Source organism: Pseudomonas palmensis (genome assembly GCF_049942755.1).
Taxonomy (GTDB): Bacteria; Pseudomonadota; Gammaproteobacteria; order Pseudomonadales; family Pseudomonadaceae; genus Aquipseudomonas; species Aquipseudomonas palmensis.
Map to the genome: position 1 here is coordinate 196,159 of NZ_CP187958.1, position 12,271 is coordinate 208,429.

Consider the following 12,271-nt stretch of genomic DNA (forward strand, 5'->3'; position numbering starts at 1 on the left):
TAAAACCAATAAAGTGGCGACCCCCGCATTATACGGAGCGTTAAGGCCACGGCCAGCGCCAGATGTGCGATTGGACCGCAGCAATGCGGGTTTGATCGCTGGAAAAAGCCGGCTACTCGGTTAACATGCCCGCTCGATACCCGCCATCAAGGCCGCGCCGTGCATCTTGGCCCTCCCCCCTCGCGCCCGCTGGTTCTGCTGACTGCCCTGCTGGGCGGTCCGGCGGTGGCGGACGACCTGTTCGTCGACAGCCAGGCGCTGCCGCAGATCCTGACCGCCACCCGCCTCAGGCAGTCGCCGGCGGCGGTGCCCGGCAGCATGAGCGTGCTCGACAGTGAGCTGATCCGCGCCAGCGGCGCGCGCAACGTACCCGAACTGCTGCGCCTGGTGCCCGGCATGATGGTCGGCTACGGCGCGGGCAACCAGCCGGCGGCCAACTACCACGGCAGCAGCGTCAACGATGCGCGGCGCATGCAGGTGCTGGTCGATGGCCGTTCGGTGTACCGCGCGGGGCTGGCGACGGTGGACTGGGGCGATATCCCGCTGGCACTGGAGGATATCGAGCGCATCGAGGTGTTCCGCGGGCCCAACACCGTCAGCTATGGCGCCAATGCACTGATGGCGGTGGTCAACATCCTCACCCGCAGCCCGGCCGACAGCCATGGCACGCGGCTCAAGGTGATCCGCGGCCAGCGCGGCATCGACGACTGGTACGCCAGCCAGGGCCTGGGCTGGGAAGGCGGCGACCTGCGCCTGTCGCTGTCGGGCCAGCAGGACGACGGCTTTGACCACAACGCGCAGGGCCAGCACTACCGCGATGGCCGCCGCCTGACCCGCCTGAGCCTGAGCGCCAGCCATGCGCTGAACGCCGAGCAGAGCCTGGACTGGCAGTTTTCCGCCAAGGAAGGCAGCGAGCAGCGCCCCTATGCCTACACCCCGGTGTTCCCCGGCGTTAGCGGCGCAGGGGCGAACGCCGACGTGAATGCCAAGGACTACGCCGCCTCGGTACGCTGGAACATCGACCTGGACCCGTGGCACAGTCTGTACCTGCAGGGTTCGGCGTTGCACTGGGATCGCCAGCAGGTGTGGCGCGCGTGCGATGCGGCCATCGCCTTCAGCCCGCAACTGGCGCAGCTGTGGCGGCTCAACCCGGGCTATACCGAACGCCTGGCCCGCAACATCGACGCGCCGATTCCTCCCGGCAGCGACCAGGAGCAGGCGCTGGCCCGCGAGGTCCGCCAGCAGTGGCACAACGGCGGTGCCAACCCGGTGTGCGGCGACATCGACCAGAGTACCCGCGAAAGCCGCCTGGACCTGGAGCTGCAGGACACCCTGAGCCTGAGCGACAGCCTGCGCCTGGTCAGCGGCGTCGCCTACCGCTACGACCGGGCCGACTCGCAGACCTACTACGATGGCAGCCTCGACGACACCACCTGGCGCCTGTTCGGCCAGCTCGAGTGGCGCGCCGACGAACACTGGATCGTGCAGGGCGGCGCGATGTTCGAGGACACCCGGCTGGCGGGCAGCTCGCTGGCCCCACGCCTGGCCGTGAACTACCTGATCACCCCGCGCCACGGCCTGCGTGCGGTGTACTCGGAAGCGGTACGCTCGCCGGACATGTTCGAGAACAACGTCAACTGGAGCTACCGCGTCGACAACCTGCGCCCGGCCGCTTTCGGCCAGCGCCACGCCGAGTACTTCGTCACCACCCGCGGCCCGGGCGACCTCGACCAGGAACGCATGCGCTCGCAGGAGCTGGGCTACAACGGCTTTTTCAGCGAAATCGGCCTGAGCCTGGACATCAAGCTGTTCCATGACCAGCTCACCGGCATGGTCAGCGAACCGCTGCGCAACAACCGGCCCATCGCCAGCAACGCCAACAAGGCGCGTTTCACCGGCAGCGAGGCGCAACTGGACTGGCAACTGCGCAGTGCCGACCGCCTGCGCCTGACCTACGCCTATGTGGATGCCTGGGCCAGCAACCCCGATGACCGCCACCTCAGCGCACGCAACAGCGGCTCGGCCGGCTGGCTGCGCGACTGGGGCCGAGGCTGGTCGAGCGCAGTGTTCTACTACGGCGACGACGCCCTCAACCAGTACCGCTTCGAGCGTGTCGACCTGCGCGTGGCCAGGCGCATCCCCATCCGCAACGCCAGCCTCGAGCTGGCCGGGATGCTTCAGCAACGCCTGGATGACGAGCCCACCAGCAACTGGCAGAACCGCTACGACAGCCGGCAGGTGCTGTACCTGAGCGCGGAGCTGGAATTCTGATGCGCCTGCTGCACGCTTGCCTGGTGCTGATGCTGGCGTGGCCGCTGAGCGCACTGGCGGCCGCAGACATTCTGGTTACCGCCGCCCAGGGCAATGCAGACGTGCGCGACTTCGTCACCGCCCTGCGCGCGCAGCGCCCCACCGATCACGTGCGCTTCACCGCCGTGTCAGAACTGCCTGCCGGGCACAGGCTCAAGCCGGGCACGCGCCTGATTCTGCTCGACCTGGCCGCACTGGACTGGCGCCTGAAACAGGCCGAAGGCCCGCCGACGCTGGCCTTGCGGGTCAGCCGGGTACAGGCCAGCCGGCACCTGGGCGACCGACGCCCGTCCTACCTGAGCCTGCTGTGGAGCGACCCACCGCCCGCGCGTCAGTTGCGCCTGGCCCACTACCTGCTGCCCCAGGCCAGGCGCATTGGTGTGCTATATACCGAGAACAGCCGGTTCCTGCTCGACGAGCTGCGCCAGGCGGCCAAGGCGCTGCGCCTTGAGATCATCGCCCAGGCCTGGCCCGACCCGCGTGACAATCGGCCGCTGCAGGCCGTGCTCAAAAACAGCGATGTGCTACTGGGCCTGGACGACCCACTGCTGTACAACGCCACCACGGCCAAGCACCTGCTGCTGAGCAGCTATGCACGCCAGGTCCCGCTGATCGGTCCGAATGCCGGGTTCGTGCGCGCCGGCGGGCTGGCCAGTACCCTGAGCGACCAGCATGACTGGCTGGCGGTGCTCGACCGCCTGCTCGACCAGCCGCCGGCGGCCTGGCCGCGGACGTTGTACCCCGAGCGATTTCGCGTGGCCGGCAACCAGCAGGTGGCCCGAGCCCTGGGCATCGAGGCGATAGACCCGGTGGCCGCACAGCAGGCCGTGGCCGCAGGAGAGAAGCACCGATGAAAAAACTGACCTGGGACATCAGTACCCGCACCCAGATCATCAGCCTGGGGCCGGCCCTGCTGCTGACGTTGCTGCTGATCAGCTTCTTCACCTTCGTGCGCATCCAGGACTTGCGCCAGGAGCTCAACCATACCGGCCAGCTGATCGCCAACCAGCTGGCACCGGCCTCGGAATACGGGGTCATTTCGGGCAATGACGAAGTGCTCGAGAGCCTGATGCGCGCCACCCTGACCATCCCGCATGTGCGCTTTCTCGAAGTGCAGGACAGCGAAAACCACATCCTGGTGTATGTCGAGCAGGCCGACGAGCACGAGAACCGCCCCCAGCAGGTCGAGGTGTTCCAGGCGCCTATCCGCCTGCAGCGGATCTTTCTGGACAGCGATTTCCTGCACAACGGTGGCTCGGCCTCGACCCGCAAGGACGATTACCTGGGCCGGGTGATCGTGGGCATGTCCGATGACGCCTTCAACCAGCGCCAGCAGGAAATCGTGATCAAGGCCGCGATCCTGGCCCTGTTCGCCCTGCTGTTCACCTTCATCCTCGCACGGCGCCTGGCGCGCAGCCTGTCGCGTCCGATCAGCGACATGGGGCACGCGGTCAAGGCCATCCAGAAAGGCGACTTCAATGCGCCGCTGCCGGTGGTCGACGACAGCGAGCTGGGCCACCTGGCCCGCCACATCAACAACCTGGCCAGCGGCCTGGCACAGGCCAGCCACGAGCAGCAACAGGCCATCGCCCAGCTGATCCAGGCCCGCGAGGAAGCGGAACAGGCGAACAAGGCCAAGTCGGACTTCCTGGCGATGATGAGCCACGAGCTGCGCACCCCCATGAACGGGGTGCTGGGCATGCTGCAACTGCTGCAGACCACCGCGCTGAGCGAAGAACAGAGCGAGTACGCGGCCGTGGCCAGCGAGTCCACCGGCCATCTGCTCAAGGTGATCAACGACATCCTCGACTTCTCGCGGATCGAGCGCACGACGCTGGAGCTGGAGCACATCGAGTTCAACCTGGCCGAGCTGCTGGGCAGTTGCACGCAGTCGTTCCAGCATGTCGCCCAGCAGCGCGGATTGCTGCTGCTGGCGCCACTGCCGCCGGGCATGGAACAGTTGCGCGTGGCCGGCGACCCGACCCGCATCCGCCAGGTGCTGGTGAACCTGATCGGCAACGCGCTGAAGTTCACCGAACACGGCAGCGTGCAGATCGAACCGCGCTGGCAGGTACTGGACCGACAACTGATCTGGTTCACCTGTGCGGTGCGCGATACCGGCATCGGTATCGACAGCGAGCGCCTGGAAACCATGTTCGTTGCCTTCCAGCAGGCCGACAGTTCTATTTCACGACGTTACGGCGGTACCGGCCTGGGGCTGTCTATCGCCCGCACCCTGACCGAGCGCATGGGCGGCACGCTGCGTGCCGAAAGCCGTGAAGGCAGGGGCTCGACCTTTACCCTGGAAATGCCGCTGGCACTATGCATGCAGCAGAACCCCACGCTGCCTGCGCCCAGGGCCGACAACAGTGACCCTGGCCAGGGCCGGCGCATCCTGCTGGTGGAGGACAACCCGGTGAACCAGGCCGTGACCCAGGCCATGCTGCGCAGCCTGGGGTTCGAGGTGTGCGTGGCCGCCGATGGCGCCCAGGCAGTGGCGCTGGCCAGCCGCCAGCGCTTTGCCGCCACGCTGATGGATTGCCGCCTGCCGGTCATCGATGGCTACGAGGCCACCCGGCGCATCCGCCAGATCCCCCATGCCGCAGCCATGCCGATCATCGCCCTGACTGCCAACGCGCTGCAGGGCGATCGCGAACGCTGCCTGGCCGCCGGCATGAACGACTACCTGACCAAGCCGTTCAAACGCATTGATCTGCAGCAGATTCTGCAACGCTGGCTGCCCGCACAGGCATCTGTGACTGGCGATAAATGCTAAAGTGCGGCAGTCTTACAGACTGAACCGGGCCCTTGCCGGGCTTGTCATAAAAATTTCAGTGCACAAGTGTACATCTTCGTCCCCTGTGCTGTGACTTTCACTACAACGCAATAGTCTATGTGTAGGCTGCCGCCCCAAGCCTGAGGCTTTTGGGTCGGTCGGGAAGATCTACCCCGTGCCGCACGGTGACTATTGAGGAGCTCGCATGACCAAACAAAACGCCTTTACCCGGGAAGACCTGCTGCGCTGCAGTCGCGGTGAGCTGTTCGGCCCAGGTAACGCGCAACTGCCCGCCCCTAACATGCTGATGGTGGATCGCATCACGCACATCAGCCAAGAGGGTGGCAAGTACGGCAAAGGTGAGTTGGTCGCCGAGCTGGATATCAGTCCAGACCTGTGGTTCTTCGCCTGCCATTTCGAAGGCGACCCGGTGATGCCAGGCTGCCTGGGCCTGGATGCCATGTGGCAGCTGGTCGGATTCTTCCTGGGCTGGCAAGGCCTGCCAGGCCGTGGCCGGGCCCTGGGTTCGGGCGAAGTGAAGTTCTTCGGTCAGGTACTGCCGACCGCCAAGAAAGTCACCTATAACATCCACATCAAGCGCGTCCTGAAAGGCAAGCTGAACATGGCCATCGCCGATGGCTCGGTCAGCGTCGACGGCCGCGAGATCTACACCGCCGAAGGCCTTCGGGTCGGTGTATTTACCTCCACTGAAAATTTCTAAGGGTTATTCGCATGCGCCGCGTCGTAATCACAGGTCTGGGCATCGTATCGTGCCTGGGCAATGACAAAGAGACCGTCTCCGAAAACCTGCGTAAAAGCCGTCCGGGCATCCGTTTCAACCCGGAATACAAGGAAATGGGGCTGCGCAGCCAGGTTTCCGGCTCCATCGACCTCAACCTCGAAGAGCTGATCGACCGCAAGGTCTATCGCTTCGTCGGTCACGCTGCCGCCTACGCCTACCTGGCGATGCAGGACGCGATCAAGGACTCGGGCCTGAGCGAAGAGCAGGTGTCCAACCCGCGCACCGGTCTGATCGCCGGTTCCGGCGGCGCCTCGACCCTGAACCAGATGGAAGCGCTGGACATCCTGCGCGAAAAAGGCGTCAAGCGCGTCGGCCCATACCGCGTTACCCGCACCATGAGCAGCACCGTGTCGGCGTGCCTGGCCACCCCGTTCAAGATCAAGGGCCTGAACTACTCCATCGCCTCGGCGTGCGCCACCAGCGCGCACTGCATCGGTACCGCGATGGAACAGATCCAGATGGGCAAGCAGGACGTGGTGTTCGCCGGTGGCGGTGAAGAAGAGCACTGGAGCCAGTCGTTCCTGTTCGACGCCATGGGCGCACTGTCCAGCAAGCGCAACGACACCCCGGAAAAAGCCTCGCGCGCCTACGATGCCGACCGTGACGGTTTCGTCATCGCCGGCGGTGGCGGCATGGTAGTGGTCGAGGAGCTGGAGCACGCTCTGGCCCGTGGCGCGAAGATCTACGCCGAAATCGTTGGCTACGGCGCGACCTCCGACGGTTACGACATGGTTGCCCCAAGTGGCGAAGGCGCGATCCGCTGCATGCAGCAGGCGCTGTCCACCGTCGACACCCCGATCGACTACCTGAACACCCACGGCACCTCGACCCCGGTCGGTGACGTTGCCGAAATGAAGGGTGTGCGTGAAGTGTTCGGCGACAAGGCCCCGGCCATCAGCTCCACCAAGAGCCTGTCGGGCCACTCGCTGGGCGCTGCCGGCGTTCACGAGGCGATCTACTGCATGCTGATGATGGAAGGCAACTTCATTGCCGGCTCCGCCAACATCGACGAGCTGGACCCGGAAGTGGCCGACCTGCCAGTTCTGCGCGAAACCCGCGAAAATGCCAAGATCGACACCGTGATGAGCAACAGCTTCGGTTTCGGCGGCACCAATGCCACCCTGGTGCTCAAGCGCTGGGCTGGCAAGTAAGCAAGGGCTCGCCCCTGCTGTAGAAACGCCCCGACAGGTTCGGGGCGTTTTTGTTTGCGGCTTTCGGGGCAATTGGCCGGCAAGGCCGGCTCCTGCAGGGCACGCGATGCCTGTAGGGGCCGGCCTTGCCGGCCAAAGGCGTTACACCGAAAACCTGCCCACCAGCGTATTGAGCTCGATGGCCAGCTGCGACAACGCCTGGCTCGCCGCGCTGGTCTGGTTGGCCCCCGCCGAGCTCTGCAGCGCCAGGTCGCGGATGTTGGTCAGGTTGCGGTCCACCTCCCGCGCCACCTGTGCCTGCTGCTCGGACGCACTGGCGATCACCAGGTTGCGCTCGTTGATCAGGCTGATGGCCGTGGCAATCTCTTCCAGCGCCGTACCCGCCGCATGCGCGCCATCCAGGGTGCCCTGGGCACGCTGGTTGGTCTGCTGCATGCCCTCCACCGCCCGGTCGGTACCCTCCTGGATGCCACCGATCATCTGTTCGATTTCCCGTGTCGACTGCTGGGTACGATGGGCCAGTGCCCGTACCTCGTCGGCCACCACTGCAAAACCGCGCCCGGCGTCCCCCGCCCGCGCCGCCTCGATGGCCGCGTTCAGGGCCAGCAGGTTGGTCTGCTCGGCGATCGAACCGATCACATCCAGCACCTTGGTGATGCCGTGCACCTGCTCGGCCAACTGCCCGACTTCCGCGGCATTGGCGGTAACGCCATCGGCCAGCGCCTCGATCGACGCTACCGTGAGGCGCACCTGCTCGCGCCCCTGACGGGCAATGCGATCGGACTCGGTCGAGGCCTGGGAGGTGGCCACCGCATTGCTCGCCACCTCTTCCACCGCGGCGGTCATCTGGTTCACGGCGGTGGCGGCCTGCTCGATTTCCTGGGTCTGCTGGTGCAGGCCGCGGGTAGCGTCCTCGGTCACTGCGCTGAGCTCTTCGGACGCCGAGGCCAGCTGGTTGGACGAATCGGAAATACGCCCGATGGTATCGCGCAGGCTCTGCTGCATCTGCTTGAGGGCCGCCTGCAAGCGCGCCGGCTCGTCACTGCCCTCCACGTTGATCTGCGGGGTCAGGTCGCCGGTGGCGACCACCTCGGCCACCTGCAGCGATTGCGCCAGCGGGCGCACGATACTGCGGGTCAAGGTCAGCGCCAGCACCACGGTGAGCACCAGTGCGGCCACCAGCAGGCCAACCACCCACACGCGGGCACGCTCATACACCGTGCCGGCAAGCTCGGTGGCCATGTTGGCGTGATGGTTGTTGAGGGCGATCAGCTCGTTGAGGGTGGTGGTGAGCTGATCGGCCAGCTGGTTCATCTCACCGTTGACCAGCGCCACCGCCTCCGTTGTCTGGCCCTGCAGGGCCATCTGCACTACCCGTGCCTGATAGCTCAGGTACTGCTGCTCGAGCTTGAGGTAGCGGTCGAACAGCGCCTGCTCCTCGGGCAATGCAATCAGGGCCTGGTAGCGTTGCTGTTCCTTGCCCAGCTCGCCCTTGATCTGCTCGATGCGTGAATGGGTCTGCTGCTGCGCGGCGTTGTCGCTGTTGAGCAGCAGGCGCAGGGTCAGCGCCCGTATCCGGAACATGTCCTGGCTGATCTGCCCCACCGAGATCACACTGGGCAGCCAGTTGCTGTCGACCTGTTCGGACTGCTGGCGCATGCTGCTCATCTGCAGGAGCGAGAAGGCCCCCAATGCAAACACCAGCAACGCTACCAGACCAAACCCCAGACCTGCCCGCGGCGCAATGTTCAAACGTCTCAAGCTCATCTTCCGGTTCCCTCCAAAAGCGCTGCATCGGTCATGCAGCTGACGTGCTTATTAGAAGGTATCGGCCCTTGAGATTTTTGCGTAAGACGAAAAAGTGATATCAAAACGCCTTGTCATTGCGAGCGCAGGCGGCGCATGCCTCATTGCACGATGAAGCGCTGCTCGGCCAGCAGGCGGTCCCCCTGGAACACCATGAAGTGCCACTGGCCCGGTACCACTTCGTGGTGCTCGGTAAATTCATAGGCCATGACATCCTGCGCGGCCCCCGGTACCAGCTTCTGCACCACCTCGAACTTGTCATGGCGCTGGCCGTCGGGGGTGATCACCCCGGGGGTCAGGTACAGCAGCGTCAGGGGCGTGTCTTCGGCCACCTTGCCTTCAAGGCGATAGCGCAGGCCGAATTTGCTGCCAAGACGGGCCGGCACTCGGTCGGTGTGCTCCAGGGTCTGGCTGGTCTGGGTCAATACCCGTTCACCGGGCTGGAAGTCCTGGTGGCGGGTCTGGAACACGCCGTACTCCACCGGCCCCTGCACCCGCACCTCTGCACCGGCCACCGCACTCACCAGCATCAGCGCGGCCATGGCGCCCAAACGACTCTTCGACATACTGCTCTCCATCAGGTTGATGGCGGCAGGCTATGGGGCTTGCATGACAGGCTGATGACATCAGCGTGACCTGGGCAGTACCGCGAGAAAGTTGTCCTTGGCCACCTTGTGCGCCACGGCCTCGGGCAAGGCATCCAGGAACCGGTCGAACCCGTGCAGTTGCTCGCCCAGGCTGGCGAAGCGGCCGACCACATCGGAACCGAGCATGAAACGTTCGGGGAAGCGCTCCACCAGCGCAACCCATTCGGGCCGTGGCACGCCCTTGTCGTCCAGCAGGTAGGGTTCGAGCACGCTCCACGACAGGTCGATGTACAGGTTCGAATAACGCTCGAGCATGCGCGTCAGGGTCGGCAGCAGAAAGTCCAGCTGGGTCTGGTGGCGGTGAATCTCCATGCTGGTGCCGGCGTGGGCCCAGATGAAACGGGTATCGGGGTGCTCGCGCAGGGGCTGCTCGATCTCTTCCAGGTACAGTGGGTTGCGTTCGCGCTTGGAGGTGATGTTGGAGTGGATCAGCACCGGCATGTCGTGCCTGGCCGCCAGCTGATAGATGAGGCCCAGCGCTTCGTTGTTGGCCCGTGGCGTGTCGCCGCTGGTCAACGCCGTCAGGTCGTCGTGGCGGGTGAATACTTCGCCGATGCCCTGCCACAAGCCGGGAAACAGCTCGAGCATGCGCTCGATATGGGTGGCCGCGTTCTTGTCCACCGGGTTGAAGCCGGTCAGAAACGGGTGAAAGCGCTGGCGCTGCTGCTCGGGCAACTGTTGCAGCGCCGCTGCCACATAGATGTCGGTGGCGCTGTACCAGTAGGCTGCGGCATCATCGCCGGCGTAGTAGCGCGGGCGCTTGGGCTCGTCTTCATGCCATTTCTTGGCCACCGCCACACCCGAGATCATCGACTGATCGATACGCGCCGCATCCATGGCCTTGAGCAACTCGTCCATGCCGGCGCTTTCCTGGAAGAAATCGACATAATGCAGGTGCGCGTCGCTGTAGCGGTACTCCCGCGCCTGGGCCATGCCCGACAGCGTCACCGACAGCAACAGGCACCCCAGCGTCCTGGCCCACATCGCAATCCCCTTGTGCAATTGACCCAGGGTAGACCTGCCGCCGGGCGCAACGGTTCAGCCCGGGCACCTGGCAGGTTATGCTTCCAATTATTTCCATCGCCCTGGTGCCCCTGATGAACCCTCCCCTGGTAATCCGCCCGCGCGCCGAATCCGTCGAAGGCCAATCCATCCTGCGCCCGCTGCCTTCGGCACGGCGGCGCAGCGTCGGGCCGTTCGTGTTCTTCGATCACATGCTGGCGACCGACTACCCGCCCGGGCGTGGCATGGACATTCGCCAGCACCCGCACATCGGCCTGTCCACCCTCACCTACCTGTTCGAAGGCCAGTTGCAGCACAAGGACAGCCTGGGCTCGGATCAGCGCGTGAGTGCCGGCGAGGTGAGCTGGATGACCGCCGGCAGCGCCGTGGCGCATATCGAGCGCACCCCGCCGGAGCTGCTGGGTCAGCCCAAGCGCCTGCACGGGCTGCAGGTGTGGCTGGCCTCGCCGAAGGATCACGAACAGGGGCCGGGGCACTACAGCCATCACCCGGCGGCCAGCTTGCCGAGCAGCGATGCGCTGGGGGTGAGTATCCGCATGATCGCGGGCATGGGGTTTTGCCTGACCTCGCCAGTGCCGGTGTTGTCAGCGACCCTGTATGCCGAGGTGCGCATGCAGGCGGCGAGCACGCTGCTGATTCCCGCCGAACACGCTGAACGGGCGGTTTATGTACTCGACGGTGAGGCGAGCCTTGATGATCAGCCACTGGAGCCGTGCAGCCTGGTGGTGCTGCCCGAAGGCGAAGCGATGAGCCTGTACGCCGACAGCGAATGCCACCTGGTGATCATTGGCGGCGACGCACTGGACGGGCCGCGGCGGATGAACTGGAACTTCGTCGCCAGTGACCCGGCGCTGATCGAGCAGGCACGGGCACGCTGGGCGGCCGGGGATTGGCCGGTGGTACCGGGCGAGATCGGGCGAATCGAGTTGCCTTGAGATTCGCCGGCAAGGCCGGCTCCTACAGAGGCAGGAGCGGGCTTGCCAGCGAAGAGGCCATCAGGCCTGGAACACTTCCCGCAGCAGGGTGTGCATCGCCTGGAACGCGCGCTTGGACGTCCTGGCGTCGTACTTCATCTTGCCTGGCACGTTCGCTGCGGGGTCGGTGAACGAATGCACCGCGCCTCCGTAGCTCACCAGCTGCCAGTCAGCCTTGGCCGCATCCATCTCGGCCTCGAAGGCAGGCAGTTGCTCGCGCGGCACGAGCGGGTCGGCTGCACCGTGCAACACCAGCAACGCTGCCGACACCTTGCCCTCCTGGGCCGGCAGCGGCGTGTCCAGCGTACCGTGGAACGACACCGCAGCGCGCAGACGCTGGTCTTCACGGGCCAGCTCCAGTGCGCAGCAACCGCCGAAGCAGAAGCCGAAGGTGGCCAGCTTGCCCGGCGCAAGCACTGCCTTCGATTGCCCCAGCAACTGATCCAGCGCCGCCTTCATGCGTTTGCGCAGCTCGACCCGATCATTTTTCAGCGGCATCATCGCCGCCCCCGCTTCATCCATGTTGGATGGGCGCAGCGTCTGCCCATACAGGTCAGCCAGCAGCACCACATAGCCCTGGGCCGCCACCTCCCTGGCAATGCGCTCGGCGCCCTCGCCGATGCCCATCCAGTTCGGCGCCATCACCAGGCCCGGCTGTTCCTTTGCGCCGTGGGTATACACCAGGCGGCTTTCGTACACCTTGCCGTCAAGCTTGTACACCAGCGACTCGATCGTCACGTTGCTCATGAACCCCTCCTTGCACAATGAAAAAAGCCCGCCGA

The 12,271-nt window shown here is 65.3% G+C and carries 10 protein-coding genes; 6 read left to right on the plus strand and 4 right to left on the minus strand.

Translation table 11 applies throughout. The features are described from left to right. Window positions 1-159: 159 nt before the first annotated feature. From ACPRTJ_RS01080 to fabB, 5 genes are all read left to right on the plus strand, one after another. Window positions 160-2,271, plus strand: a complete 2,112-nt coding sequence (locus tag ACPRTJ_RS01080) for a TonB-dependent receptor plug domain-containing protein (protein WP_123752249.1) — start codon at window positions 160-162, stop codon at window positions 2,269-2,271. Further along, window positions 2,271-3,164, plus strand: coding sequence for an ABC transporter substrate-binding protein (locus ACPRTJ_RS01085; RefSeq protein ID WP_426427826.1), 894 nt, complete (start codon window positions 2,271-2,273; stop codon window positions 3,162-3,164). The genes ACPRTJ_RS01080 and ACPRTJ_RS01085 overlap by 1 nt, the downstream gene beginning before the upstream one ends. Beyond that, a complete protein-coding gene (locus ACPRTJ_RS01090) occupies window positions 3,161-5,086 on the plus strand; it encodes an ATP-binding protein (protein ID WP_116053358.1) in 1,926 nt (641 codons plus the stop codon). The genes ACPRTJ_RS01085 and ACPRTJ_RS01090 overlap by 4 nt, the downstream gene beginning before the upstream one ends. A gap of 205 nt (window positions 5,087-5,291) precedes the next feature. Then, on the plus strand, window positions 5,292-5,807 hold the full coding sequence (gene fabA, locus ACPRTJ_RS01095; RefSeq protein ID WP_043863120.1) for a 3-hydroxyacyl-[acyl-carrier-protein] dehydratase FabA: 516 nt from the start codon (window positions 5,292-5,294) through the stop codon (window positions 5,805-5,807). Between the two features lie 11 nt (window positions 5,808-5,818). Then, complete coding sequence (fabB, locus tag ACPRTJ_RS01100; RefSeq protein ID WP_054915677.1) at window positions 5,819-7,039, plus strand: beta-ketoacyl-ACP synthase I; 1,221 nt, start codon at window positions 5,819-5,821, stop codon at window positions 7,037-7,039. A gap of 141 nt (window positions 7,040-7,180) precedes the next feature. Here the strand turns inward: fabB and ACPRTJ_RS01105 are convergent, their stop codons facing one another. From ACPRTJ_RS01105 to ACPRTJ_RS01115, 3 genes are all read right to left on the minus strand, one after another. After that, on the minus strand, window positions 7,181-8,806 hold the full coding sequence (locus ACPRTJ_RS01105; RefSeq protein ID WP_054915676.1) for a methyl-accepting chemotaxis protein: 1,626 nt from the start codon (window positions 8,804-8,806) through the stop codon (window positions 7,181-7,183). Window positions 8,807-8,946: 140 nt separating this feature from the next. Next, window positions 8,947-9,411, minus strand: coding sequence for a DUF3859 domain-containing protein (locus ACPRTJ_RS01110; RefSeq protein ID WP_043863123.1), 465 nt, complete (start codon window positions 9,409-9,411; stop codon window positions 8,947-8,949). A gap of 60 nt (window positions 9,412-9,471) precedes the next feature. Continuing rightward, window positions 9,472-10,476, minus strand: a complete 1,005-nt coding sequence (locus ACPRTJ_RS01115) for an amidohydrolase family protein (RefSeq protein ID WP_104572267.1) — start codon at window positions 10,474-10,476, stop codon at window positions 9,472-9,474. A gap of 113 nt (window positions 10,477-10,589) precedes the next feature. Here ACPRTJ_RS01115 and ACPRTJ_RS01120 point away from each other — a divergent pair, with 113 nt between their 5' ends. Further along, entirely contained in the window at window positions 10,590-11,450 is an 861-nt protein-coding gene (locus tag ACPRTJ_RS01120; RefSeq protein WP_426427830.1) for a pirin family protein, read from the plus strand. A gap of 60 nt (window positions 11,451-11,510) precedes the next feature. Here ACPRTJ_RS01120 and ACPRTJ_RS01125 read toward each other — a convergent pair whose 3' ends face one another. Then, window positions 11,511-12,236: a dienelactone hydrolase family protein gene (locus ACPRTJ_RS01125; RefSeq protein WP_043863126.1), complete on the minus strand. Its 726-nt coding sequence runs from the start codon at window positions 12,234-12,236 to the stop codon at window positions 11,511-11,513. Window positions 12,237-12,271: the final 35 nt, after the last annotated feature.